This window comes from Lacinutrix algicola (genome assembly GCF_001418085.1).
In the GTDB taxonomy this organism is placed as follows: domain Bacteria; phylum Bacteroidota; class Bacteroidia; order Flavobacteriales; family Flavobacteriaceae; genus Lacinutrix; species Lacinutrix algicola.
Genome location: NZ_LIQH01000022.1, coordinates 69705 through 96314, shown reverse-complemented (window position 1 = coordinate 96314; position 26610 = coordinate 69705). Strand labels below are relative to the sequence as shown.

Genomic DNA, 26610 nt, shown 5'->3' with positions numbered 1-26610 from the left:
AGGCTTTTTTTATATAAATATATAGTTCTAAAACGAGTATCTAATTAGTGCTTTTTTAAACCTACTTTATGTCCATAAAAAGCATAGTATAGAATAATGACATAACAAGGTAACAAAATCCAATAACCAAAAGATGCGGCTTCTGCCATTGCTGGCAATGCTTCAACACCATTTGCTAGAAGTATTTCCTTTTTACTATCCACTAAAGCTCCATAAAGCGGAGGAAGGATTGCTCCTCCAGAAATTGCCATAATTAATAATGCCGATGCCGTTTTTGTAAACTTACCCAATCCTGTTAATGCTAAAGGCCAAATTGCTGGCCAAACTAAGGCATTAGCAATACCTAACGCAGCTACAAAGAGAACAGATGTAAATCCGCTAGTAAATATAATGCAGAATGAAAGTACAATACCCAAAACTGCACTCGCTTTTAAAGCAAGCGCTTGACTTATATATTTAGGAATTAAAAATACACCTAAAGCATAAGTTGCTACCATTGCCATTAAAGTAAACAACGTGAAAAATTTTGCCTTTTCAACAGGAATATCTAAAGCTATACCATAAGATATAATTGTGTCTCCTGCTATTACCTCTACACCAACATATAAAAATAAAGCTAGAACACCTAACCATAAATGTGGAAATTGAAAAATACTAGTTTTAGATTTTTCTCCAGCAACCGACTCTTCAATTGGCTCTGCTTCTACATGTGGTAATGGCGCTTTTCTTATTAAAATACCCAATACAAATAAAACAATAGCCATAATAATGTATGGCATTACAACACTATCTGCCATAGTATTTAATATACTTTCTTTTTCAGCTACATTAACGGTACTTAATCTATCTTTCATTCCATCTATACCTGATAATAAAATTGCTCCAAAAATAACCGATCCAAGAGCTCCTGCCACTTTATTTGCAATACCCATAATAGCAATCCGTTTTGCTGCACTTTCTATAGGTCCTAAAATTGTGATATATGGATTAGAAGCTGTTTGTAACAATGTCATTCCTGCGCCTTGAATAAAAATACCTAATAAAAACACCCAATATGTTCTTGCGCCTGCAGCAGGTATAAATATTAAAGCACCTATTGCCATAACTATTAGACCTAAAGACATTCCTTTTCTAAATCCTATTTTATTAATAATATAAGATGCTGGCAAAGCCATAACTACAAACGAAATATAAGATGCCGATGCAACAAGATAAGATTGCGCGTCTGTAAGTTCATTAATGGTTTTCATAAAAGGAATTAATGCACCATTAATCCAGGTTACAAAACCAAATATAAAAAACAAGCCAGCGATAATAAGGATAGGAATTAATGTGCTGTTTTTAGCTTGTTGTGTGTTTTCTTCTATTGTGTTAGACATGATTAGTTGAGTTCTTTAGTATTAAGCATTCTCTTTTTAAATATTTAAAAGATTTTGATTATAAATATAATAACTAAACAATCAAATTATGAAACAAAAACTAATAACATTATTCTTAGTTTTAAAATAGTCTTTATTTAACGAATTTAAGCATGATAGAAAAGCCTTAAAATTCAATGCCGTGAAACAATATAGACAAAGGTGCTATGAGTAATTATAATTAAACGAGAAAACAGAAAGACACTGGAAGAACTATGGATTTGTTAAAAAAAGCAACAAATTTTATTCTGATATTTATCTATAGAAAACAAAAAAGCTTCACATTTCTGTGAAGCTTTTCTTAGTAGCGGGAACTGGACTCGAACCAGTGACCTTCGGGTTATGAGCCCGACGAGCTACCTACTGCTCTATCCCGCGATTTAAATTCGAAACGACTAACTTAGCTTTAAACTCTCGCTTCATAATGGCGACCTAGTTGTTTCGGACTGCAAATATACAATCCTTTTTAGATAAAACAAGCATTTATTTAAAAAAAATTATTACTCTATATTTAAGGCTTCAAAACCAGTGAGTTCCGAGTCAAAAAACTTTGGAGAAAGTTGAATTGGGTTACAACAAACCTCACAATCTTCAACATAAGTCTGTTTTGTAACACTACTATCTAACAACATTGATATTGTTTCCCAGCAATAAGGACATTGAAAAAAATGTTCGAACATATTATATTATGGTTTTATGTAAAAATAAAAAAGAGCCAACTATTAAGTTGGCTCTTTTAAATAATATTTTAGATTTCATCTCTTAGTCTCTCTCTACCACATAAGTATTATTAAACGTAACAATAGCGTTTTTTACACTTGCTCTATCTTCTACTACTGTAGCATACTCTATATCCATATTGTTATCACTAACCATTAAAGTACTTAGTTTAGTTAATTGGCTAAATTGTAATGGTAAGCTTCCTGTTAATTTATTCTCTGAAAGAATTAATTCTTTTAAGTTATTTAAGTCTGTTAACTCTAAAGGTATATGTCCTTCTAACTTGTTATCTATTAAACTTAACTTTTCAAGATTAGATAATAGACCCATCTCTGTTGGTATATTACCAGTTAGAAAATTACTACCTAACTGTAATTCCTTTAAATTAGTTAAAGTTGTAAGCTCTGTTGGAATAGTTCCTGTAAAGCTATTACTGTATAATGCTAAAACTTCTAAGTTCTTTAAATCTCCTAAGAATGAAGGAATAGAACCGTCAAACTTATTTAAAAACAACTTTAAAGATGTTAATGCTTTTAAGTTAGATATTGAAGAAGGTAAGCTTCCTGATAATTTATTAAAACCGAAGTTAATTTTTCTTAATCCTATTAAGTCCCCTAATTCATTAGGAAGTGTTCCGTTTAAGTTATTTAACTGTAGATTAAGCTCTACAACCTTATTGTTTTCTATTGTTACGCCATACCAAGTACTAATATCTGCACTTAAATCCCATGCTTTAGTCCATTGCTCTCCATTTGTTGAAGTATGCAAAGCGATTAAAGCTTCTTTTTCTGTATTTGAAATCCCTGCAAAACTTAATAGTGATGCAAAAAGACAAATTAAAGTTAGATTAATATTTTTCATGATATCGTTTTTAAAACTAAATAACACTCAAAAATAACCTAAAAGAAGATTAAAAACAAATTTTTTCGACAAACTACATTTACACTGATAATGAGATGATTGCAAACACCTGTAGTCACTCATTTCATCGATAAAGAGCAGTTTGACGAAATCTTTAAAACTGAACATTTAATAACTCTCCACTTAATTGTAAGAGACTTAATTCTGCTAATTTTGCAGCGAACTTTGCTTGGTTTCTACTCAACTCTGCATTAAGTAGGTTAAGTTGTGCCTGTCTAAATTCGATAGAATTTACTTGACCAATTTTAAATTTTTCTTGTGTACGGTTGAAATTATTTTGAGCCGTTACAATATTGTTTTCTTGAAGATTGTAAATCTCAAGCTTATTTGTAAAATCGTCCCAAACATTATTAAACTCCCGTGTAATACTTATTAAAATATTATCCTTTTGTAACTGTTGTGTTTCTAGATTAATTTTAGCATTTCTAACACGAGTAATTGTACTACCTCCATCAAAAATATTCCAAGATAAATTTAAACCTGCAGACAGTCCTGTATTTGTAGAAACTGCAACAAAACTGACTGCATTGTTATTGTTTTTATTCCAACCATAAGTACCAACTAAGCCTACTGTTGGTAGGTAAGCAGATTTATTAGACTTAATAGCTAATTGACTAATAGCTATGTTTTTTTCGGTTTGTAATAAAGCTATATTTCTTGTTTTAGCCTTTTCAAATAAACTATCTTTTTTAATTTGTAACGCAAAATCAACTTCAGTTTCTACTGTAAAATCATCCTCTAAAACATTTCCTAAAACAACATTTAAATCGCGTTTAGAACTTTTTAATTGCTGCTTAGAGTTTATTAAATTTATACTGTCATTTACAATATCAACTTCAGCATTTAAAACACCTAGTTTAGTATTTTGTCCGTACTCGAATTGGTACTCAGCTCTCACTAACCTATCCTTAGAAATCTTTAACGTTTCTTCTAAAGCCGAAACATTTTCTAATGATTGAGAAACATTATAATACACGGAGAATAATTGAATTACCGTATTCTCAATAGTTTCGCGAGCTTGTAATTCGGACAATTGATATTCTTCTTTTAGACTTTTGTAATTGTACTCTCTCCCAAGACCATCGAAAATGGTGTAATTTAAACTTAGTGAAGCATTATATCTATCGCTTTCCGCACCATTTAAAACAGTATTTGGTCTCCCATCTGAGAATTGAGATTCGTTATTATCTAAATTATATGTTGCACCAGCGTTACCTGTAAGCGTTGGCAAATAACCTGAATTTAGAATACTAGTATTATTCTCTGCTACTTCAACAGCATTATTTGCTATTTTAATATCGTAGTTATTTTCTAAAGTCAGCTTTACAGCTTCCTCTTGAGTAAGTACACTTTGTGCTTTTACTAAAGAAGTGAAAAATAAAATTGCTAAAACTAAACTGTATTTAATGTTCATTCTCTTCATTTTGTTCTTTAATAGCACGTTCTACTTCTTCTTTTGTTACATCTTTTCCTGTATACAACCATTTTCCTTTTTGTTTAATACTATTACTAAAAGACAAGAATAATGGTAAAACTAATAATGTTAATATGGTTGCATAAGCGATACCAAAGGAAATAGAAATTGCCATTGGTTTTAAAAACTGTGCTTGTCTACTTTTTTCTAAAAGTAAAGGCGCTAAACCTGCTATTGTTGTTAAAGACGTTAAAAATATGGCTCTAAATCTAGATTTCCCTGCATTTAAAAGGGCTTCATCAAACTTTAAGCCTTCCTTTAAATTAGAATTAAATTTACCAATAAGCACCAATCCATCGTTAACCATAATACCAATTAAGGCAATGATTCCTAGAAGTGATAATATATTAACCGAAAAACCTAGCATCCAGTGTCCCCAAGCAACTGCTGTTAAACTAAATGGTACTAATAACATTAATAATATTGGTTGACTATAACTTCTAAAAGTAAAAGCAATTACTATATAAATAAGAAAAAGAATAGGAATTCCGGCTTTACCTAAAGAACTCATTAACTTATCTTTTTCTCTATTTTGACCTTCAAAAGATGCAGAGATGGTTGGGTATTTAGATTTCAACTCAACCATTGTTATATTTTTTAAATCATCTAAAATATCTGCAGTACTAGTATTTGGATCTTTTAAATCTGCAGACACTTTAATTTCACGCTGCCCTTCCAAGTGGTTTATAGCAACATCTCCTCTTTCAATAGTATAAAAAGCGATATCCTTTAGCGTAACACGCTCTCCAGTTGGAGTTACTATTCGCATTTCGTCTAAATCGTTAATAGACCCTCTATTGCTTCTATCGTAACGTACCCAAACTCTAATTTCATCTTGCCCTCTTTGAAAACGCTGTGCCTGTGTACCAAAGAAACCAGAACGTACTTGCGCCATTACAGTGCTTAAATTTAAGCCTAGTAAATAGGCACTTTCTTTTAGTTCTATTCGTATTTCTTTAATTCCTGCTGGATCATTATCCTCAACATCTTTAAGTAAAACATTAGATTCTAAAACTTGTTTTAACTCTATTTTAGCGGCTTTTAATTCTTCAATATTATTTCCTAAAAGTGATACCGAAACTGGACTTCCTCCAAAGTTTCCTCCAGAACCATAAATTAAACGCTCTGTACCAACAACTGGTCCTACTAATTCTCTTAATCTATTAGTTACTAATGACGATTTAATAGCATCCGGTCGCTCTTCACCAGGTAACATATTAATTTGCAGTCGTGCACTAGAACTACTGTTTATTGTTAGAATAGTATTTTCAAACAATTGCTTATCAGTTCCTTTTAAATACTTCTCTGTAAACTCTTTATTAACTATAAATGATTTTTCTTCTATCATAGAAATAATAGAATCTGTAATTTTCTCGTTGGTACCATTAGGCATATCCAACTCTATAGAAACTCTATCACTTGCTACAGATGGGAACATTGTAACACCTATAACACCACCTCCAATGGCTCCAAAAGTTAAAATTAATAAAGCCACAAAAATACCTAAAGAGAGCAATTTAAAATTTAAAACAAAGGTAATTGCCGGTGTATATATTTTGTCTCTTAAAAAGTTCATGAAGTTATCTCCAGCCTTATTAATGATTCTCATTTTAGAGAAGAATTGCTTCATTTTCGAAGGATTCTCTTCTACAACAGGCTTTCTTAATGCTTTTGAATGTGCTAAATGCGCAGGAAGTATAATTAATGCTTCTACTAACGAAACAACTAAAGTAAGTATAACAATCACGGATACTTCTCCAAAAAACTCTCCAATTCTACTATCTAAAAATAAGAATAATGAAAATGCTAAAAGCGTAGTTATAATTGCAGAAACTACTGGAGGAATTACTTCCATTGTACCATCAATTGCTGCATCTACAGGAGATTTTCCTTTTTCGTAATGCTGATAGATGTTTTCGGCAATAACAATACCATCATCTACTAATATTCCAATAACGATAATCATTCCGAAAAGTGATAAAACGTTTATTGTAACATCAAACTGTCCTGCAAAAATAAACATTCCTAAAAACGAAATAGGCAAACCAAAGGCAACCCAAAACGCTAAACGCATATTTAAGAATAAGGATAAGAATATTAATACCAATAACATTCCTACAATCGCATTCTCGGTTAAAAGATCTGTACGCTGATTTAATGTCTTAGATAAATCACGAACCACATCTAACCGCACGTTATTATGCTTTTGGTTGTAACCTTCTATATACTCTTTTACTTTATCTGCCGAAGTAATTAAATCTTCGGTATTAGTACTTGTTACAGAAACGTTTATTGATAACTTTTGATTAAAGTATGTCGCATTTGGTGTTTCCGAAAAGCGATCACGAATTATAGCTACATCTTTTAAACGTATTACTTTACCATCGGATGAAGCACGAACAATTATATTAGAAAGTTCATCGCCATAATACGAACGGTTATTTGCTCTAATAAGATACTCCTCAGCATCCGTTTTTATAGTTCCTCCTGTTGTTAATATATTTGTTCTACTAACTGCTTCAGAAACTTCGTTAAATGTAAGATTAAAAGCAAGTAAACTTGTTTCGTTTACTGCTATTTCAATTTCTTCTGCTGGGTAACCAGAGATATCTATTTGCGAAATACCATCTATAGCTCTTAAATCGTTTTCTACATCTCTACCAATTTGTTTTAAAGTAGCAAGCGGAATATTTTCTCCACTTAGAGCAAATGAAATGGTTTCTCTAACCGCCTCTTGTTTTGCAACTACTAAAGGCTCCATTCCTGATGGAAAAGAAGGTACACGATCTACAGCGTTTTTAACTTCAAGTAACATGAAGTCAATATTCTCGTCTTTTTCTATTTCTACAGTAATCGTTCCACTGTTTTCTCTAGATACGGACGTTACACGATCTATTCCTTTTAATCCTTTTAAATTATCTTCTATTTGAAGCACAATACCTTCCTCAATTTCTTGAGGTGAAGCTCCAGGATAAGTAACACTTACGTTAATTATTTTAGAATCTACTAAAGGAAAAAATGATGATTTTAATGACGTTACACCAAGGTAACCAAAAATACAGAAAGCAATAATAAAGATATTAACTGCTACATGGTACTTAATAAAATAAGCTATAAGTTTTCTCATGTTTACTGTTGGTCTTTAGCTTTTGGTTTGTCTTCAAAAGGCTTAACTAGCATTCCTGCATAAGCTCCAGGAACTGGCTTTTTAAGTATAATAGTTCCATTAGGTACATTTTTTAAAACCACTTTTGTATCCGAAAAATATACAGGTTTTACATCTATTACATCTAGCAAACTATCTTTAACCACATACACTTGTTGGCTTTCTAATAATAGATTTCTATCAATTTCTATAGCATCAGCTTCTTCTTTTGCATTTAAATTAGCCTCTAAATACATACCTTCTTTTAGGCTTGCGTTTTTAACTTCAATGTATGCTGTAATTGTTTGTGTGGTTGGATCTATACTTCCGTTTATACGCGACACTTTCCCTTTATAGTTTTCGGTTTTATCCAAATTATTTAAAGCCACTTCTTCTCCTACTTTAAGCAGGTTGGCAAAGGTTTTACTAATAGCCACTTCCATTTCGTAAACTGAAGGATCTATATACTCTCCAAGTTTTTGTCCGCTTCTAATTAAAGTACCTTCGGTTACTAAGGCTTCGGTTAAAATTCCCGAAAAAGGAGCTGAGATATAATATTTAGCTAAACGCTGTTCTTGCGTTTTAACATTGTAGTAATTAGAGACTATACTTCTACCAGTAATGAAGTAGTTTTCCTTATCGGAAGTCATTTCTGGTAATTTTGGTGTTGTTTTATTTAAATCAAAACTATTAAGATAGTTTTGCCATTTATCAAAAATATCTGGAAAGTCTAAACGTAAATCTGGCATAATTGCCGCTATAGAATTGTACAAGTTACTTTTTGAAGATTGTACACTTGCGTAGTATTCTGCAGCGTCAATTTTAATTAACGTTTGTCCTGCTCTATATTCTTGACCTGGTTTAAATAATTTATTTCCAGTTTTAAAAATGCCTTGAACCTCTGCATAAAGTTCTAGACGACGCTTAGCTTCAAGCTTACCATTTGCAGCAATTACTATTGGAATTGTACTGTTTTGTACAGTATCTATAAATACTGTTTTTACAACTTTGGCCTGTACTGGCTTTGGTTTATTTTTATCTGCTATTAACTTTTCAGCAAATAGAAAAGAGCCTATTATTAGCAATATGCCAACAATAGATAGTATAATTTTGCGCATTGGTATGGTTTTAATATATAAGACCACAAAATTAGACTATAGTTTAATCTATAAACGTTAAAAAAAACCTAAAAAGCTATTAACTGTAATCCTCTAATTGTAAAGTGATTTCTTCCCAATTTTCCATCAATTTCTCAAGCTTATCTTTTTTTGCTTGGTAGCTTTCAAAGAAATTAGGCTTGGCTACAGTCTCATCGTAATTAGTAGCTAATTCCACATCTATTTCTTTGATTTCTTTTTCTAACTGATTTATTTTAGATTCAGTATTACTTAATTTATTATTAAGCGATTTTTCTTTCTTTTGGTCTTCGTAAGATTGTTTGTTTTTTTCTTTGGGTGCTTCTTTTTTAACGGTACGTTTTTCTACTTCACGTAAGTTATCAACTTGACGTTTGTCTAGGTAATAATCGATGTCTCCTAGATACTTCTTTAGTTTTTCATCTTTAAATTCGTAAACCGTAGACGTTAAACCTTGAAGGAAATCTCTATCATGAGATACTAAAATTAGTGTTCCTTCAAAACGTTGCAATGCTTCTTTTAAAACATTTTTAGACTTAATATCTAAGTGGTTAGTAGGCTCATCCATTATAAGTACATTAAATGGCTGCAACATTAATTTCGCTAAAGCTAAACGGTTACGTTCACCACCAGAAAGTACTCTTACATATTTCTCTGCTTCCGACCCACGGAATAAAAACGATCCTAAAATATCACGAACTTTACTTCTATTGGTTTCGTTAGCAGCATCAATCATGGTATCTAAAACGGTTTTACTTCCGTCTAAATATTCTGCTTGATTTTGCGCAAAGTATCCTATTTGTACATTATGACCCAATTTAAGAGAACCATCATGCTTAATATCTCCCACTAAAATTTTAGCTAAAGTAGATTTACCTTGACCGTTTTGTCCAACAAAAGCTGTTTTTGCATTACGTTCAATTAATAAATCGATATTAGATAAAACTTGTTTTTCTCCGTAATTTTTAGAAATAGCATTGGTCTCTACTACTATTTTACCTGGTGTAATAGACACTGGGAAATTAAGTGTCATTACACTATTATCATCTTCATCTACCTCTATTCTATCAATTTTATCAAGCTTTTTAATAAGCGATTGTGCCATAGTTGCTTTAGATGCTTTTGCTCTAAACTTTTCTATAAGCTTTTCAGTCTGCTCAATCTGTTTTTGCTGATTCTTTTGTGAAGCTAATTGCTGTGTTCTTAATTCTTCACGTAAAACTAAATACTTAGTATATGGTTTTGGATAATCGTAAATACGACCTAAAGAAATTTCTATAGTTCTATTGGTTACATTATCTAAAAACATTTTATCGTGTGATACAATCGCTACTGCACCTGCATAATTTCTTAAAAAGCCCTCTAACCAAATAATAGATTCTATATCTAAGTGGTTTGTTGGCTCATCGAGAAGTAATACATCGTTATTTTGAAGTAATAATTTTGCTAATTCTATACGCATTCTCCATCCACCAGAGAAAGTATCAGTTAACTTATCGAAATCTTCACGTTTAAATCCTAAACCTTGCAGAATTTTTTCGGTTTCACCTTGATAATTATAGCCTCCTAAAATTTCGTATTGGTGTTGCGCTTCGTTTAAATCAATCATTATTTGATTATAACCTTCGCTTTCGTAATCCGTTCTAGTAGCAAGCTGCGTGTTTATAATCTCCATTTGAGACTCTAATGCTTTAATCTCTACAAATGCTTGGTAAGATTCTTCTAAAACAGTTCTTCCTAAAACAAAATCGATGTCTTGTTTTAAAAACCCTATTTTCATATCCTTATCACCTGCTATTTGACCTGAATCTGGTTCAATTTCCTTAGAAAGGATTTTAAGCATTGTAGATTTTCCTGCTCCGTTTTTTCCTATAAGTCCTACTCGGTCTCCATTCCCTAGTTTAAAAGTAATGTCTTCAAAAAGGTATTCTCCTTGAAATGAAATAGATAGATTATGAATATTTAGCATTGATTTGTGACTTATGTTACACAAAATTAAACGGTATTGCTTAACTTTGTTTTATTGTTTAACAACTGCAAAAGTACACAAATTATATGTTTAATAAAGGATCTAAACTCTACGGAATATTTACAGGTGTTTGCCCAAAGTGCCATGAAGAATCTATGTACAAAAACAAAAACCCGTATGCGCTTACAGAAATTTTTAGCATGCATGATAATTGTAGTAATTGTGGTACTAAATACAAAATGGAGCCTTCGTTTTTTTATGGCTCTATGTATGTAAGTTATGGTGTTGGTATTGCTTTTGCTGTAGCTGCCTTTGTGATTAGCTATTTATTTTTAAGCAGTTCTCTTAATACCGCAATGATAGCTATTGTAGTTTCATTAGTAGTATTCTATCCCGTTATTATTAGACTATCTAGAAATATATGGATTAATATTTTTATGAATTACGATAAGTCTTTAGCTAAAAAGAAAAATAGTTAAAATCTACTAAACATTAAATCGAGTAATGTCTATCTCATTATCTAAAGCTGAATTGCTTTCTATATGATTGAAAAGTTGTTTTGCAACATAAGGTCCAATCATTACTCCTCTTGTTCCTAAACCGTTTAATATAGCCATATTTTTGTGTTCTGGATGCCTACCAACTAAAGGTCTTCTATCTTTAACTGTTGGTCTAATTCCTGCAACTTGATCAATAACTTCAAATTCACACGTAATTAACGTTTTTAACTTGTTTAAAAGTTCTTCTTTTGCTTTTTCACTAATGTTATTAGTTTTATCAGTACGCTCGTAAGTGGAACCTATACGATAAATATCATTACCTAACGGAATTATAAACACACTAGATTTTAAAACATAATCTAATTTTAAATTAGGAGCTTTAATAGTTACCAATTCACCTTTACTTCCTTCTAACGGTAGTGCATTAAAAAAAGGATTATTTTTAATACCGTAACCTTCTGCAAAAACAATTTGTCTTGCTGAAATGTCTTTATAAACTAAAGCATCTTCTTTAAATTGAATTAAATCATAGTCAATAGCTTCTTCAATTAGTAACTGTTTAGATTTTAAATCTTTTTTATATTCTGAAATTAATAATTTAGTATCTATTCTACCAGTTTCTAACACTTCACCAAATCCAAATTCAGAATTAATAAACTGATTAGTGTTTTTATAAATATTTAAAGACATGTAATCTGAAAGTCCTTCTCGATCAGATCTTGCAAACCAATTGTTTTGCTCTTCTAAAGAAGTGAAACGTTTTCTAACAGGAACCTTGTAGTCTAATATAACGCTTAATCTTTTTTCAATTTTAGTGTACATTGGTAGAGCTAAAGCTAATTGTTCTTTGCTTTGCCAAACAGGTGTAAACCGTTTTAAAGTAACTGGATTATAAAGTCCGCCAGCAACTGTAGACGATTGTTGCGAATTATTATCTAATACTATAAATGTTTTATTGTTTTCCAATAACTGCTCACAAAAAGCAATACCTGCCAATCCACAACCTACTATTATATAATCTACTTTCATTATGTAAAGGTAAAATTAATCTGTCTTTTATTTTTGAAAAATAACTTTATTTAATTTTCGATAAAAAACGATTAGAGTCTTTAACAAAAAAAAACGCTCACTAATAAAAGTGAGCGTTTTAAAATATATTAAGTATTTCTAATTAGTATGACCACATATCTAATTCGAAGTTTCTTATTTTTTCTTTAATCCTTTCAGATTCTAAAAGTTGCATTAATGCATTTTCAGCAACATAATCTTCAACTTTACGGTCACCAAATACATTTTCTTCTCTTGTAATTACACCATTGAAACGACGTGCGTTTAATATGTGATCGAAAGAAAATGGTATAGCACTGTTTTTAGCGTTGAAAGATTTTGCTTCATGCAATACTTCTCTAGCATCTGGAAAGAATACCCAAAATAATGGATTAGGCTCGCTATTCGCTGCATCATCAGAATCTAAAAAGTTTACATCTGGAGCTGCAGGTGCAAGTCCTAATAAACGATATTTTAATTCACCTTGACGCTTATCGAAATACCATAATCCTTTAATAAGGTAAGCACTTACATGATAAGAAGAAATCTCTGTTTTGGTAATGTATTCTGGATCAACACGACCTTCAGCATTAAATTGATCATAACCGTAATCTAGAGTATCTATCTTAGTAGTTATGTCTATCATTTCTTTTGCTGTACGCTTAGCACTAAAATAAGAATCGTTGTATACATTTTCTATTTTACCTTCAGCAATAGCCTTTGTTAAAACATCGTAAAGAGAACGTCTGTTACTTCCAATATTATTAGTATCCACAGGATAGTATAATGGGAAGTTAACACGCTCGTCTAATACTACTTTTTCCCAAGTCATTTTAGCGAACATAATATCTCTATCATCAACATAACCATATTCTAATGGTTTATCGTTGTCTAAAGCTTTTTGTTCTTCAGTTCTCACACCTATCTCTTCAGGAGATTTAGCGTTTAAAATGTTAGCTTGAGCAAATGCGCTAGAAGAGATAAGTACTCCACATACGACTGCTAATAAAGATTTATAATTCATTTGTTTCTTCTTTTTTTTATTAATTTACTTATAAAGTTATTTTTAGTTAGATAACTCTATAACTATTGGAGATGCTGGCTTCATTTTTGGACCTGTAGATCTTGATTTAATTTCAAAAATCTGAATTGCATCACCTCTTCTTGCTTTATTGATCGCTGCTTTAGCTTGACCATTCATTTTGTTACCGCTTACAGTAATACTTGGTTGTCCTGGTACTTTTACTTTAAATCCAGTAACTGTTAATGGTAAATCGAAATCGAAATCTAATAATACTGCTTTAACTGTACCAGCAGCAACATTAGCTCTTGGAAGTCTACCAGACTCTTTACCAGCCATTTGACCTGTTGGTTTTGGAATATCTTTGATTCTAAATACTGCTTTATCAGATGCTTTTGATCCATCATCTAAAGTTGCACTTACATTAATAGTTACTTCTTTACCAGAAGATGGCACCATGTTATATTTACCAGCTTTACCAGCTTTAGATAAACCAGAACCTGAAGCAGATACTTTATTATCTGGAACACCAGCAAAAGAAATAGTCATTGGGTTAGATACACCACGATAAACTACATTCATTTTATCTGCAGAAATAGTAGCAGAATTTGGTCTAGGCACTACAACGTAGTTTCCTTTAATATCAATTTCTAAAGGCTTACCGTCTTCTAAGAAAGTAAATTTACCTTTAATATCATGCTCACCTACATTACCAACATTAAAATCTAATGTTGCAGCTCCAGTAGAATCGATTGCTTTAGATAAATCAATCTCTTTTCCTTGAACGTTTAATTTTGTTGGAGCAACTTTTGCGTATTTTCCAATTACTACTTTACCTTGAAACTTTTCACCTGCGAAAAATGCAGACTTATCAGCTAAAATAATTGCTTGATACTTGTTAAGAGAAACCGCATCTGTTAATACATTACCTAAATAGTAATTCATTAAGTTAGCTTCAGTTACTTTAACATCATTTTGAATTGCAGTTAATTTTGTAAAAGATGCAATTGCTGGGAAACCTTTAAAGTGGTAATCTAACCAATCGATTTGTTTACCATCCTTGTTTTTTAGTTTTGAAGTATCAAATAAATCTTGAAAACTTTTTAAAGCTTTACTTGCTTTAACATCTTTTCCTAAGATATCGCTAACTTCCGATTTATAAGCTGCAATTTTACCCATTACTGCTTCACCTGGCTTAGATAAACGGTCTCCTGTAAACCACATTTCATCTAAGATATCAGTCTTATCCATCGCCTCGAAAGGTAACTTACCAGTCTCAGGATCGATTTTATACTCTCCCTTTTTAATTAAGTCGTTCTTTAAAGTCTCTAAATAATCATAGAACTTCTGAGAAGCAATACTTATTTGTTTAGCTTTAGTAGCAGGTACTTGAAACTCTTCCGGCTTCTCTTCACCTTTTTTCTCTAAATCTGCTAATAATGCAGCATTTCTTTCTGAAGTATCATTATTTGAAGTAGAAAACTTAGCTTCCATTAATCCAAATGCTGATAATACTTCTTTTGACATATTCATCGCCATCATCGCGATAAATACTAAATACATCAAGTTAATCATTTTTTGCCTTGATGATGCTTTTCCTCCTGCCATGTCTAATTAGTTTTTAATTTATTAATATTAGTTATACTAATTACTAATTAGTTTTTATTCATTGCAGTTAACATTCCACCATATACTCCGTTTAAAGAAGATAAGTTAGATGCTAAAGATTGCATTTGCTCTTTTAATTTGTTTGCATTTTCTACAGACTCTTCGTTAATCGTTGCTTGACGACTTGCAGATTCCATTTGTACTTTATATAAACTATTTAAAGATTCCATTTGTGCAGCAGCAAGAGACATTTCTTCTCCATACTTCTTTTGTGCAGCCATTGCATCTACTGTTGGAGAGATTCCTTTAGCAGCACCTTCAAAGTTTTTGATACTGTTACCTAAGCTAGCCATTAATTCACCATCAATTTTAGCATCTTTTAATAAGTTGTCTAATTTTTTAGATAATAATCCTTCTGCATCTTTAGGCTCTTCTTTTTTAAGTGCTTTTTTAGTTGTAGTCATTCCTCCTGCTAATTCTGGGTATACAAGAGACCAATCTAAATCTGAAGATTGTCTTTCGAATGCAGAATATGTAAATACTAGTGCTTCTACAATCATTCCAATTGTTAATATTTCAGAAGCCCAAGGCCAGTGTTGGATTTTGAATAAAGCTCCAACGATTACTAATGCTGCTCCAAGTCCGTAGACCATATTAGTTACTGTGATTTTACCTTTTTGTGCCATAATTTCTAAGTTTTTAGTTTTTAGTTGTTAATTTATAATTATTTTTAGTAGAGTTTAATTACCTTCTTGCATTAGCAGTAACTTCAGTTCCCATGTAATCTTGAACTGTTCTAAAGCCAATATAACTTCTTGCAGAATCTGCATATTCATAATCTCTTGAACTTACTTGTAAGAAGTATGCAACATCTTTCCATGATCCACCTCTAACAACTTTACGTTGATTACTAGCTTGGTTCACACTTGGATTAATTGTTGACATAAGCTCGTAAGAACCTGGATCGTAAGATGCGTTTACCCATTCTGATACGTTTCCAGCCATATTATATAAGTTAAAATCGTTAGGATCGAAGGTATCTGCTTCTACAGTATATAATGCTTGATCTGCTGCATAGTCTCCACGTAATGGTTTAAAGTTAGCCATAAAACAACCTCTGTCGTTTTTAGTATATGGTCCTCCCCAAGGAAAATCTGCTGCTTGTAAGCCACCTCTCGCCGCATATTCCCATTCTGCTTCAGAAGGTAAACGGTAAGAATTTACATAATGTCTTTTCTTTTCTTTTCTGTAAGAGTTGTGCTTTAATGTTCTCCATTGACAAAAAGCTTTAGCTTGTTTCCAAGACACACCAACTACTGGGTAATCTCCATAAGCATCATGCCAGAAATAATCATTATGCATTGGCTCGTTATAAGAATAAGCAAAATCTCTAATCCAAGCAGTGGTATCCGGATATATTTCTATTTCCTCTTTTATAATTACATCTTTACGTCGTAAGTTTTTGTTTTTTGCAGCTTTCTCAATATCCATATAAGAATATTGGAACTTAAATTTAGTTACATCCCAAGTACGTTGTCCGTTATAAGACTCCTCTATTGGTAAATACATAGTATCCATAACTTCTACGTAATATTCATCTGGATATTCTGCAGTATCGAAAAATAACTCTACATCGCGATTTAATTTTCTTCCCTCAAATCCTGTTTCTCCAAGACCGCTATAGTTATCTAACATATATTGCTCGTAAGGTGTCATATTATCTGGATCTGCATCTTTAAATGCAAATTCACCAACACCACCATTACCAGGAACTTCTCCTATTTCGTCTGCTAAAATAGCCAACTTAGTTCTTATAGTAGAATCTCTTACCCATTCCACGAACTCACGATACTCACTATTTGTGATTTCTGTTTCATCCATGTAAAAGGCTCTAACTGTTACCGTTTTTGAAGGTGCATCTTGAATACCAGCCAAATCATCTCCAGCTTTACCCATTATAAAGGCTCCACCGGGAACCAAAGTCATACCATAAGGCTTCTCTGGATGCCACTTTTTCCCTTTAACACCAACTAATTGACCTTTATCACTAGAACCACAACTGGCTAAAAGCGTTAAGACTACTGTTATTAATAAAAACTTCTTCATATTCATTATAAACTCGAGGTTAATTATATACTCCTAATTTTTAAGAGCGTAAACATATTTATATATTTCTTAAAAAACAACTTTTAAAGGAAAAAAAAGGCACCTTATCGTGTTAAAATTACTTTTAAACGATTTGTGAACAATTTAAATTGAATGATTTCCAATAGTTACACGTTATTCTTTTGATACGCCTTATACCACCTATCAGGCAGCTTACCATTGCATGCATCTAAATAATCTTTGTGCGTGCAAGGTAATAACGTATGCTTTTTTAATTTATTATTAACATTTGCTAAAAAAGGAATTTCTACCCACCATCTTCCAGTTTTGGTACTTTTATAAAACACCAATTCTTCAGCGTCAGCTAAAGTAGTGAATTTTTGATGATTATTATCATCTAAAAAGTCGTCATCTTTTACTCGACAGTTTACACCTTCGATAAAATACCATATCATTTGAGAAATTAACATTGCTGTAACTTCATCATCATAAGAAGGTTTATACTCGAATATACCAAATGCAGACACTTTATTGCTTATTCCTGCATAGCGTGCGATGGCACAAATTTCTTTTCCATCTAAACCGTTTGGAGACAACCTTTGTTTTAAACTCACCTCAGAAGCCTTTACAGCTCCTAAATCTATACTTACTACATTTGCATCTCGCATAACTGGTTCCGCGAGTGTAATATCATTAGACACCTCTCCAAGACGATACGCTTCAAAATACAAGCGTTCCATTAAATCTATTTCTTCTTGAGAATTAAAATAGGTTTGATAGCCTAAAGCAGCATAATTAAATAAATTATAAGGTTCATCTAGTATTATTTTACCAATAAAGCTATCATTTTTAATAGGTTTAGCAGAATCGCCAAGGTCGAAACGCGAATCTACATTCACGATGTTTACCATTGGCATTAAGTTATCGTAAGCTCGATAAATAGGATAAGTTAAATCTTGACTACCTCCCAATATAACAGGAATAATTTTTTTCTGAATTAAAATAGAGACAGTCGTTTTTAGAGCGAAATAGGTATCTTCTACAGATTCACCTCTATTAATATCTCCCAAATCGGCAATAGTAGTATCCCAAATCCCCGGAAATAACGCGTAAAAAGACTTCCTTATTTCATTAAGCTGAAATTCTTCACCTATATAATTAGTATCGTTTCTATTTTCTAAAACACCTACAATCGCAATTGAAACACCTTTTAAATCGGGTATTCCTTGCTGCTCAGAATGAATTTTCAATTTTCGTCCTAACGCCTGCATTGATAACAACTCGTTATGTGCTAAAACGGCATCTGAAACTGGCGACAAAAAATTAAAGTTCATATATTATTTCTTTTTTGCAGTCGTTTTCTTAGCTGTAGTTTTCTTCTTTGCTGCTGTTTTTTTCTTTGCAGCAGGTTTCTTTTTAGCAGCTTTTTTCTTTGGCGCGTTCTTTTCTAGAATAGCTTTTACATCTTCTAATGTCAAGGCTGGTGCATCTGTTGTTTTAGGAAGTTCAATTTTAACCTTTCCTTGTAAAATATTAAACCTTCCCCAACGTGCTTTTTCTACACGAATACCTTCATCTTCCCAATTATGAATAACCTTGTCGATTTCTTTTTGAATTTTAACTTCAATTAATTCAACAATATCATCATCAGATAAATTATCCCAATCGTATTTTTTATTCACATTAATAAACATATTGTTCCACTTTATAAATGGTCCAAAACGTCCTTTTCCTTTTTGCACAGGTAAATCCTTATAAGTATATATAGGAGCATCTGCTTTTTGCTTCTCTTTTATTAATACAATGGCATCATCCAATTCTACTGTTAATGGATCTGTACCTTTTGGTAACGAAACGTAAGCTTCTCCAAATTTTACATACGGTCCAAAACGACCATTATTAACAGCAACTTCAAGATCTTCGAAAGTTCCTAAATTTTTAGGAAGCTGAAATAAATCCATAGCTTCTTCAAAAGTGATACTTCCTAATTGCTGATCTGGACTTAAACTTGCATAGGTTGGTCCTTCTTCATCGTCGCTCATTCCCATTTGCACCATTGGTCCAAATTTCCCTAAACGCACACTTACACGCTTTCCAGTTTTAGGATCTTCACCTAAAATACGTTCTCCAGATTCTCTTTCTGCATTTTCTTGTACATCGATAACTCTTGGATGAAAATCTTTATAAAAAGCTTTCATCACATCTTTCCAATCTGCTTTACCATCTGCAATATCATCAAACTGATCTTCCACATTCGCGGTAAAACTGTAATCTAGTATACTTTGAAAATGGTTGACTAAGAAATTAGTTACAATAATACCAATATCTGTTGGTACTAACTTCCCTTTATCTGAACCTACTTTTTCTGTAAGTAAATTATCTTTTACATTTCCACTTTCAAGAACCAATTGTGTGTAATTACGTTCTACACCTTCAACAGTTCCTTTTTCAACGTAATTTCTATTTTGAATAGTAGAAATTGTTGGTGCATAAGTAGATGGTCTACCAATACCAAGCTCTTCTAATTTCTTTACAAGTGATGCTTCTGTAAACCTATAAGGCGCTCTTGTGTAACGTTCAGTAGCAGTTATATTATTATTTAGCAATGTTTCACCAATTTTCATTGCTGGTAACATTCCTTCTTGCTGCTCTAAATCCTCATCATCTGTACCTTCTAAATAGACTTTTAAAAATCCATCGAAAGTAATCACCTCTCCATTTGCAGTAAACGTTTGCTTATGTGAAGCTGCATTTATTTTTACATTGGTACGTTCTAATTTTGCTTCGCTCATTTGCGATGCTATAGCACGTTTCCAAATTAACTCGTATAATCTTGTTTGGTCGTAATCTAACCCGGCAGTGTGTACTGCAAAATTTGTAGGTCTAATTGCTTCGTGAGCTTCTTGCGCTCCTTTAGACTTTCCTTTATAATTACGTTCTTTTGCGTATTCTTTTCCGTAAGCATCAATAATTTCTTTTGCTGCTCCTTGTTTAGCTTCGTTAGATAAGTTTACACTATCTGTTCTCATATAAGTAATTAAACCTGCTTCGTATAGACGCTGTGCCATAGTCATGGTTTTACTTACTGAAAAATACAATTTACGCGATGCTTCTTGTTGTAACGTTGAAGTTGTAAATGGTGCAGAAGGTGATTTTTTTGCTGGTTTCTTCTCAAGATCTGAAACCTTAAACGTTGTATTTGCGTTTTGCTCTAAGAATTTTAAAGCTTCTGCTTTTGTTTTAATCGATTTTGGCAATTTTGCTTTAAACGACTGTCCTTCTTCGTTTGAAAACTCGGCATCAATTCTATAAGATGCTTCAGCTTTAAACTCATTAATTTCTTTTTCACGCTCTACAATCAATCTTACTGAAACCGATTGAACACGTCCTGCAGACAAACCTCCTTTTACCTTTCTCCATAACACTGGAGACAACTCGTAACCTACAATTCTATCTAATACACGACGTGCTTGTTGCGCATCTACTAAATCGTAATCTATTTGTCTAGGATTTTCTACTGCTTTTTGTATTGCTGCTTTAGTAATCTCATGAAAAACAATACGTTTTGTCTTCTCTTTAACCAAACCTAAAGACTCAGCCAAGTGCCAAGCAATAGCCTCACCCTCTCGATCCTCATCACTAGCCAACCAAACCATTTCTGCTTTTTTTGCTAAATCTTTCAGTTTTTTTACAACTGCTTTTTTATCTGAGGATACTTCATATTTTGGGTCAAAATCACCATCTACATCTACACCTAATTCTTTGGAAGGCAAATCGGAAATGTGTCCATAACTCGATTCTACTTTGAAGTCTTTTCCAAGGAATTTCTCTATTGTTTTCGCTTTCGCAGGTGACTCAACTATTACTAAATTCTTAGCCATTTTTCATTTTTTATGAGTGCAAAGGTATAGCAAAAAAAATATATGAACCTAATTAAAATACTACACCCTTATATATATACCAAATAAAAAGCCTTGAAAAACAAGGCTTTTTACAATTTATTCAAGACCTATCTTCTCTACAGAATCAACAGTATCTTCTCCTATAACTTCTTTATATATAAAGTATAGCGGATGGTCTGCGAAAGCTGCTGTAACAATAATTCCTATTCCACACATTAACATTCCTACCATAGAAGCTAATAATGAAGAAATCATTACTAATCCAAAAGTAATTAGCCATTTTTTGTGTCCTATTTTAAAACTTAACTTAATAATTTCTGAAACCGTTAATTGTGGATTAAATGCAAAAATTACCGTAAAAAATGACATTGGAACCATAACATAAAACAAAGGCAAATAACATAATAACATTGCTACTATTGAAATTGCCATACTCGCTAACATTAATAGAAAAATATTAGTTAAATAAGGTGCTTTAAAAAAATAAAACAAAGATTTAAAATTCACTTCCTCTCCTCTATCTATTGCTCCTAAGTCTTTAAAAAATGCAGCACGCATTGCAACTGTTACAACACTAAGCAATAAAACACCTACAAAAAACAACCCCATATATACAACAGAAAAACCTCCCATAAGCATAGATAAATCCTCAGGATTCATTTGTCCGTTTTCCGAGCTTCCCAGTAAAGCAACTACAAATGGAATATAAAATATTAAGATAAAAGGTATTATAATTACAAATGCTATCAATTGCACAGATAATCCGTGTATCCAACTTTTCTTAAACAACTCTATCGACTTGTTGAAAATTACACTAAAATCTAAAGCTTTATTCGCTTCTATTTTCTTTTCTATTTCAGAGAAATTCATCTACTTTTTTTTTATCTAAATGTTAATGCTTCAAATGTAGGTTTTTTAACTATAATTTATAACTGCCACTTTGTCACTTCATTTAAATAATCTTATCTTTGCATACTAATTGATTTTGATTTTATCAATATTTATGGAGAAGACTATAGACGAAGCTAAACAAGGCGAGGCACTTATTTTAAATCAAAATAAAGCCAACACAAAAAAACTTTTTATAGAAAGTTACGGTTGTGCAATGAATTTTAGCGACAGTGAGATTGTGGCTTCTATATTAGACAACCAAGGTTACAATACTACTAACAATCTGGAAGATGCAGATTTAGTTTTAGTAAACACTTGTTCTATTAGAGATAAAGCAGAGCAAACTGTTAGAAAAAGATTACAAAAATATAATGCTGTAAAACGTATTAACCCAAAAATGAAAGTTGGTGTTTTAGGTTGTATGGCAGAACGCTTAAAAACTAAATTTTTAGAAGAAGAAAAAATTGTTGATCTTGTTGTTGGGCCAGATGCCTATAAAGATTTACCTAATCTTTTAGCTGAAGTTGAAGATGGACACGATGCTATAAACGTTGTTTTATCTAAAGATGAAACTTATGGCGATATTTCACCTGTACGTTTAAACACTAATGGTGTTACGGCTTTAGTTTCTATAACCCGTGGTTGCGATAATATGTGTACTTTTTGTGTGGTACCATTTACTCGTGGTAGAGAACGTAGTCGAGATCCACAAAGTATTATTGAAGAAGTAAACGATTTATGGAGTAAAGGTTACAAAGAAATTACTTTGCTTGGTCAAAACGTAGATAGCTACCTTTGGTATGGAGGCGGATTAAAAAAGGACTTTATTAAAGCTACAGAAATGCAAAAAGCAACTGCTGTAGATTTTTCAAAATTATTACAAATATGTGCAGAAGCACAATCCAATATGCGTATTCGCTTTTCGACTTCTAATCCTCAAGACATGAGTTTAGATGTTATAAAAATGATGGCAAAATATGATAACATTTGTAATCACATTCATTTACCGGTCCAAAGCGGAAGCAACCGTATTTTAAAGGCAATGAATCGTTTACATACAAGAGAAGAGTATTTTACGTTAATAGATAATATTCGTAATATTATTCCTGATTGTGCAATAAGTCAAGATATGATTGCTGGTTTCCCAACAGAAACCGAAGAAGATCACCAAGACACTTTAAGTTTATTAGAATATGTAAAATATAACTTCGGCTATATGTATACTTATTCTGAAAGACCTGGAACGCTTGCAGAACGTAAATTTGAAGACGATGTTCCTGAAGTTACAAAAAGTCGCAGATTAAGCGAGATTATTGCGCTTCAATTAGAGCATAGTGAATTAAGAACAAGAGAGTTTTTAGGGCAAACTGTAGAAGTATTAGTAGAAAAAGAATCTAAAAAATCTAAAGACCAATGGTCTGGAAGAAGTCAACATAGTATTGTTGCTGTTTTCCCAAAAGACAAGTATAACATTGGAGATTTTGTAAACGTAAAAATAACAGATTGTACAAAAGCAACACTAATAGGTGAAGCTGTTGAACTTTCTAGACAATAATTAATTAAGTTTCGGACTAAGTAGAAAATAATATGGAATCAATACAGGCTACAAAACAACGTTTCGGGATTATTGGAAATAGTGCAACCTTAAACCGTGCCATAGAAAAAGCTATCCAAGTTTCACCAACAGATATTTCTGTTTTGGTAACAGGAGAAAGTGGTGTTGGTAAAGAAAGTATTCCAAAAATAATACATCAACTTTCTCACAGAAAACACAACAAATATATAGCAGTAAACTGTGGAGCAATACCAGAAGGCACAATAGACAGTGAACTTTTTGGTCACGAAAAAGGTGCTTTTACAGGAGCAACAGCAACTAGAAATGGTTACTTTGAAGTTGCAGACGGCGGTACTATTTTTTTAGATGAAGTAGGAGAATTACCATTAACCACACAAGTACGCTTATTACGTGTTCTCGAAAACGGAGAATTTATAAAAGTTGGTTCTAGTAAAGTACAAAAAACAAATGTGCGTATTGTTGCAGCAACAAACGTTAATATGTTTGATGCTATTAAAAAAGAAAAGTTTCGTGAAGATTTATATTACAGATTAAGTACTGTAGAAATTAACCTTCCTCCCTTACGCGAGCGCCAAGAAGATATTCATTTGTTATTTAGAAAATTCGCTAGTGATTTTGCATTGAAGTATAAAATGCCAACCATAAAATTATCAGACGACGCTGTACAAGATTTATTAAAATTTAGATGGAATGGAAACATTAGACAGTTACGTAATGTAGCTGAGCAAGTTTCTGTACTAGAACAAAACAGAGCGATTTCTTCTGATACTTTAAAAGGTTACCTACCTACAGGAGCGAGTAATTTACCTGCGGTTATAAAAACCACAAAATCTGAAAGCGATTTTAGTAGCGAACGCGAAATTCTCTATAAAGTTCTATTTGATATGAAAGCCGATTTAAACGATTTAAAGAAGCTCACCATGGAACTAATGAAAAAAGGAAATGCTAAAGATGTTCAAGAAGACAATCAAGGTTTAATTGAAAAAATCTACGGCGATAATAATGACGAAGAAACTTTAGAAGATTTACAAGTATTATCTATTCCACAAAAATCGGAAACACCAAAAAGCTACGCTGCAGAAACTGACGATAAATATCATTTTGCCGAAGAAATAGAGGAAGAAGAAACACTCTCGCTACATGATAAAGAATTAGAATTAATAAAAAAATCTTTAGAGCGACACAGTGGAAAACGTAAATTAGCTGCTGAAGAATTAGGTATTAGCGAACGTACACTCTATAGAAAAATTAAACAATTTGATCTTTAAATAGGTTTTAGAAGAATAACTAATTTTAAATAAGATACTCCGCCTTCGTGAGCAATAACATGAAATACATAAAACACATTCTAATACTATTGGTAACCGTTTCAGTTTTCAGCTGTGGCTTTTATTCTTTAACAGGAACAAACATTCAAGACAATGTAAAATCTTTTCAGGTTAATTATTTTCAAAATAATGCCGCACAAGTAGAACCAGGAATCGATAGAGATTTCACTATTGCACTACAAGATTTAATTGTAAACCAAACTAATTTAGAGCTTGTAAACTCTAATGCCGATTTAGTTTACGAAGGTGAAATTACAGAATATCGTATTTCTCCAACTACTGCAACAGCAGATAATACAGCCGCACAAAACAGATTAACCATTGGTGTTCGTGTTCGTTTTTACAATAAAAAAGCTGAGGACGATGATTTTGAAAAAACATTTTCATTTTTCTACGATTATTCAGGAACATCTTTACTTAGTGGAAGTGTAAAAGACACCGCTTTCGAAGAAATTTTCGAGCGTATTACACAAGATATTTTTAACGCATCTTTAGCTAAGTGGTAAATGAATCAAACCAATTTTTTAAATATTCTTAAAGCACCGCAGCACATTAATAAATCTCAAACCGAAGATTTAAAAAATGTTGTTGATGCTTTTCCTTATTTTCAATCTGCAAGAGCACTTTATATTAAAGGTCTAAAAAATGCCGATAGTTTTAAATATAATACAGCACTAAAAACTACAGCAGCCTACACAACAGATAGAAGTATTTTATTCGATTTTATTACTTCGGAAACGTTTACTCAAAATGAAGTTTCGTTGTACATAAAAAAAAATACTGCTAATTTATTAGACATAGAAGTATTTACTGAAGATATTTCGGTTCAAAAAAGTGTTTCGATTGATTCCATTTTAAAACAACAAATTGAAGAGATAAAAAACACTTTAGATCCAGAATTATTTCAACCTAAAATAGAAAAAGAGCAAGTTGCTAATTTTAAAACTGAAGTTGAAACTGAAGTAAAAACACCTGAAGGTTCAAAAAAACCAGAAGATATTCTAAACATTGGGAAACCTCTTGATTTTGAAAAAGTAGAAACACATTCTTTTAACGAGTGGTTAACTTTAACGCGCTTTACTCCTATTGATAGAAAAGAAGAACCTATAAAAAGTACTCCTGAAGAGAAAAAACCTAAAAAATCTGCTAGCGCATTAGCTAAGGCAAAAAAGTTTGATCTCATCGAGAGATTCATAGAAAAGAGTCCAAAATTAGTCGCAAAAAAAACAACAGTATCAAAACACAATATTGCTAAAGCGCAAATGATTCAGCCTGAAGCCTTAATGACAGAGACTTTAGCAAGAATTTACCTTGAACAAAAAAACTTTAAAAAGGCAATTCAATCTTATAAAATATTAAGTTTGAAATATCCAGAAAAAAGTGGTTTCTTTGCAGACCAAATTAAAGCAATTAACGAATTACAAGAACAAAACAATAAGGAATAATGGGACAGTTTACAATATTTTTAATACTAATTGTTATAGTTGCCTTTTTACTAATAGTAGTAATAATGGTACAAAATCCTAAAGGTGGAGGATTATCTTCTTCTTTTGGTGGCGGTGGAACACAACAATTAGGTGGTGTAAAGAAAACAACAGACTTTTTAGATAAAAGTACTTGGACATTAGCTACTATTTTAGTGGCATTAATTTTAGTGTCTAGCTTATCTATTCCAAGAGCTGGAGTATTAGGAGATTCTAAAGCTTTAGATGAAAATGCTATATCAGCACCTGTAACACCTGCACCAGCACCAGCTGTAGACAATACAACTCAAGAAACTGAAGGTGACAACTAATATCACCAATATAATATTATAAAAAATATGACTAACATGACTGTGCATTTTTT

The 26610-nt window shown here is 32.0% G+C and carries 21 protein-coding genes and 1 tRNA gene; 6 read left to right on the top strand and 16 right to left on the bottom strand.

Annotated elements, in window-relative coordinates:
* Positions 1-44: 44 nt before the first annotated feature.
* The 8 genes from ASC41_RS02945 to ASC41_RS02910 form a co-directional block, all read right to left on the bottom strand.
* Positions 45-1379 (bottom strand): sugar MFS transporter, encoded by a 1335-nt coding sequence (locus tag ASC41_RS02945; RefSeq protein WP_055435156.1) that lies wholly within the window; start codon positions 1377-1379, stop codon positions 45-47.
* 344 nt (positions 1380-1723) lie between these two features.
* A tRNA-Met gene (locus ASC41_RS02940) sits at positions 1724-1796 on the bottom strand.
* A 122-nt stretch (positions 1797-1918) separates the two neighbouring features.
* The gene (locus tag ASC41_RS02935) at positions 1919-2098 is read right to left on the bottom strand and encodes a CPXCG motif-containing cysteine-rich protein (protein ID WP_055435155.1); all 180 of its coding nucleotides are present in this window, start codon (positions 2096-2098) and stop codon (positions 1919-1921) included.
* Positions 2099-2180: 82 nt separating this feature from the next.
* Positions 2181-2999 carry a Two component regulator three Y domain protein gene (locus ASC41_RS02930; RefSeq protein ID WP_055435154.1) on the bottom strand — a complete coding sequence of 273 codons (819 nt, stop codon included), beginning with the start codon at positions 2997-2999 and terminating at the stop codon, positions 2181-2183.
* A 154-nt stretch (positions 3000-3153) separates the two neighbouring features.
* On the bottom strand, positions 3154-4473 hold the full coding sequence (locus tag ASC41_RS02925) for a TolC family protein (RefSeq protein WP_055435153.1): 1320 nt from the start codon (positions 4471-4473) through the stop codon (positions 3154-3156).
* Positions 4463-7660: an efflux RND transporter permease subunit gene (locus ASC41_RS02920; RefSeq protein ID WP_055435152.1), complete on the bottom strand. Its 3198-nt coding sequence runs from the start codon at positions 7658-7660 to the stop codon at positions 4463-4465. The genes ASC41_RS02925 and ASC41_RS02920 overlap by 11 nt, the downstream gene beginning before the upstream one ends.
* A gap of 2 nt (positions 7661-7662) precedes the next feature.
* A complete protein-coding gene (locus ASC41_RS02915; protein ID WP_055435151.1) occupies positions 7663-8796 on the bottom strand; it encodes an efflux RND transporter periplasmic adaptor subunit in 1134 nt (377 codons plus the stop codon).
* A gap of 79 nt (positions 8797-8875) precedes the next feature.
* Positions 8876-10783: an ABC-F family ATP-binding cassette domain-containing protein gene (locus ASC41_RS02910; RefSeq protein ID WP_055435150.1), complete on the bottom strand. Its 1908-nt coding sequence runs from the start codon at positions 10781-10783 to the stop codon at positions 8876-8878.
* A gap of 86 nt (positions 10784-10869) precedes the next feature.
* Here ASC41_RS02910 and ASC41_RS02905 point away from each other — a divergent pair, with 86 nt between their 5' ends.
* Positions 10870-11262, top strand: coding sequence for a DUF983 domain-containing protein (locus ASC41_RS02905; RefSeq protein ID WP_055435149.1), 393 nt, complete (start codon positions 10870-10872; stop codon positions 11260-11262).
* 6 nt (positions 11263-11268) lie between these two features.
* Here ASC41_RS02905 and ASC41_RS02900 read toward each other — a convergent pair whose 3' ends face one another.
* From ASC41_RS02900 to ASC41_RS02865, 8 genes are all read right to left on the bottom strand, one after another.
* Positions 11269-12312, bottom strand: coding sequence for an NAD(P)/FAD-dependent oxidoreductase (locus ASC41_RS02900; protein WP_055435148.1), 1044 nt, complete (start codon positions 12310-12312; stop codon positions 11269-11271).
* Positions 12313-12454: 142 nt separating this feature from the next.
* Positions 12455-13354 carry a type IX secretion system ring subunit PorN/GldN gene (gene porN / locus ASC41_RS02895; RefSeq protein WP_055435147.1) on the bottom strand — a complete coding sequence of 300 codons (900 nt, stop codon included), beginning with the start codon at positions 13352-13354 and terminating at the stop codon, positions 12455-12457.
* A gap of 42 nt (positions 13355-13396) precedes the next feature.
* Complete coding sequence (porM, locus tag ASC41_RS02890; RefSeq protein WP_055435146.1) at positions 13397-14959, bottom strand: type IX secretion system motor protein PorM/GldM; 1563 nt, start codon at positions 14957-14959, stop codon at positions 13397-13399.
* Positions 14960-15006: 47 nt separating this feature from the next.
* The gene (gene porL, locus ASC41_RS02885) at positions 15007-15645 is read right to left on the bottom strand and encodes a type IX secretion system motor protein PorL/GldL (RefSeq protein WP_055435145.1); all 639 of its coding nucleotides are present in this window, start codon (positions 15643-15645) and stop codon (positions 15007-15009) included.
* A 58-nt stretch (positions 15646-15703) separates the two neighbouring features.
* A complete protein-coding gene (gene porK, locus ASC41_RS02880) occupies positions 15704-17065 on the bottom strand; it encodes a T9SS ring complex lipoprotein PorK/GldK (RefSeq protein WP_055435144.1) in 1362 nt (453 codons plus the stop codon).
* Positions 17066-17232: 167 nt separating this feature from the next.
* Positions 17233-18399 carry a formimidoylglutamase gene (locus tag ASC41_RS02875; protein ID WP_055435143.1) on the bottom strand — a complete coding sequence of 389 codons (1167 nt, stop codon included), beginning with the start codon at positions 18397-18399 and terminating at the stop codon, positions 17233-17235.
* 3 nt (positions 18400-18402) lie between these two features.
* Positions 18403-20946, bottom strand: a complete 2544-nt coding sequence (gene topA, locus ASC41_RS02870; RefSeq protein WP_055435142.1) for a type I DNA topoisomerase — start codon at positions 20944-20946, stop codon at positions 18403-18405.
* Positions 20947-21063: 117 nt separating this feature from the next.
* Positions 21064-21837, bottom strand: coding sequence for a hypothetical protein (locus ASC41_RS02865; protein WP_055435141.1), 774 nt, complete (start codon positions 21835-21837; stop codon positions 21064-21066).
* A gap of 133 nt (positions 21838-21970) precedes the next feature.
* On the opposite strand from ASC41_RS02865, the gene miaB reads away from it, so the two are divergent.
* The 5 genes from miaB to secG are packed head-to-tail and all read left to right on the top strand — an operon-like array spanning position 21971 to position 26557.
* Entirely contained in the window at positions 21971-23413 is a 1443-nt protein-coding gene (gene miaB / locus ASC41_RS02860) for a tRNA (N6-isopentenyl adenosine(37)-C2)-methylthiotransferase MiaB (RefSeq protein ID WP_055435140.1), read from the top strand.
* A gap of 32 nt (positions 23414-23445) precedes the next feature.
* Positions 23446-24702, top strand: coding sequence for a sigma 54-interacting transcriptional regulator (locus tag ASC41_RS02855; RefSeq protein ID WP_055435139.1), 1257 nt, complete (start codon positions 23446-23448; stop codon positions 24700-24702).
* Positions 24703-24761: 59 nt separating this feature from the next.
* Positions 24762-25268 carry an LptE family protein gene (locus ASC41_RS02850; RefSeq protein WP_055435138.1) on the top strand — a complete coding sequence of 169 codons (507 nt, stop codon included), beginning with the start codon at positions 24762-24764 and terminating at the stop codon, positions 25266-25268.
* A complete protein-coding gene (locus ASC41_RS02845) occupies positions 25269-26207 on the top strand; it encodes a hypothetical protein (protein WP_055435137.1) in 939 nt (312 codons plus the stop codon).
* On the top strand, positions 26207-26557 hold the full coding sequence (gene secG / locus ASC41_RS02840) for a preprotein translocase subunit SecG (RefSeq protein ID WP_055435136.1): 351 nt from the start codon (positions 26207-26209) through the stop codon (positions 26555-26557). The genes ASC41_RS02845 and secG overlap by 1 nt, the downstream gene beginning before the upstream one ends.
* The last annotated feature ends 53 nt before the right edge of the window (positions 26558-26610 follow it).

Bases quoted from the DNA above. Each gene is read 5' to 3' on its own strand.
- ASC41_RS02945 (WP_055435156.1), bottom strand. From the start codon at position 1,379: ATGTCTAACACAATAGAAGAAAACACACAACAAGCTAAAAACAGCACA.
- ASC41_RS02935 (WP_055435155.1), bottom strand. From the start codon at position 2,098: ATGTTCGAACATTTTTTTCAATGTCCTTATTGCTGGGAAACAATATCA.
- ASC41_RS02930 (WP_055435154.1), bottom strand. From the start codon at position 2,999: ATGAAAAATATTAATCTAACTTTAATTTGTCTTTTTGCATCACTATTA.
- ASC41_RS02925 (WP_055435153.1), bottom strand. From the start codon at position 4,473: ATGAACATTAAATACAGTTTAGTTTTAGCAATTTTATTTTTCACTTCT.
- ASC41_RS02920 (WP_055435152.1), bottom strand. From the start codon at position 7,660: ATGAGAAAACTTATAGCTTATTTTATTAAGTACCATGTAGCAGTTAAT.
- ASC41_RS02915 (WP_055435151.1), bottom strand. From the start codon at position 8,796: ATGCGCAAAATTATACTATCTATTGTTGGCATATTGCTAATAATAGGC.
- ASC41_RS02910 (WP_055435150.1), bottom strand. From the start codon at position 10,783: ATGCTAAATATTCATAATCTATCTATTTCATTTCAAGGAGAATACCTT.
- ASC41_RS02905 (WP_055435149.1), top strand. From the start codon at position 10,870: ATGTTTAATAAAGGATCTAAACTCTACGGAATATTTACAGGTGTTTGC.
- ASC41_RS02900 (WP_055435148.1), bottom strand. From the start codon at position 12,312: ATGAAAGTAGATTATATAATAGTAGGTTGTGGATTGGCAGGTATTGCT.
- porN (WP_055435147.1), bottom strand. From the start codon at position 13,354: ATGAATTATAAATCTTTATTAGCAGTCGTATGTGGAGTACTTATCTCT.
- porM (WP_055435146.1), bottom strand. From the start codon at position 14,959: ATGGCAGGAGGAAAAGCATCATCAAGGCAAAAAATGATTAACTTGATG.
- porL (WP_055435145.1), bottom strand. From the start codon at position 15,645: ATGGCACAAAAAGGTAAAATCACAGTAACTAATATGGTCTACGGACTT.
- porK (WP_055435144.1), bottom strand. From the start codon at position 17,065: ATGAAGAAGTTTTTATTAATAACAGTAGTCTTAACGCTTTTAGCCAGT.
- ASC41_RS02875 (WP_055435143.1), bottom strand. From the start codon at position 18,399: ATGAACTTTAATTTTTTGTCGCCAGTTTCAGATGCCGTTTTAGCACAT.
- topA (WP_055435142.1), bottom strand. From the start codon at position 20,946: ATGGCTAAGAATTTAGTAATAGTTGAGTCACCTGCGAAAGCGAAAACA.
- ASC41_RS02865 (WP_055435141.1), bottom strand. From the start codon at position 21,837: ATGAATTTCTCTGAAATAGAAAAGAAAATAGAAGCGAATAAAGCTTTA.
- miaB (WP_055435140.1), top strand. From the start codon at position 21,971: ATGGAGAAGACTATAGACGAAGCTAAACAAGGCGAGGCACTTATTTTA.
- ASC41_RS02855 (WP_055435139.1), top strand. From the start codon at position 23,446: ATGGAATCAATACAGGCTACAAAACAACGTTTCGGGATTATTGGAAAT.
- ASC41_RS02850 (WP_055435138.1), top strand. From the start codon at position 24,762: ATGAAATACATAAAACACATTCTAATACTATTGGTAACCGTTTCAGTT.
- ASC41_RS02845 (WP_055435137.1), top strand. From the start codon at position 25,269: ATGAATCAAACCAATTTTTTAAATATTCTTAAAGCACCGCAGCACATT.
- secG (WP_055435136.1), top strand. From the start codon at position 26,207: ATGGGACAGTTTACAATATTTTTAATACTAATTGTTATAGTTGCCTTT.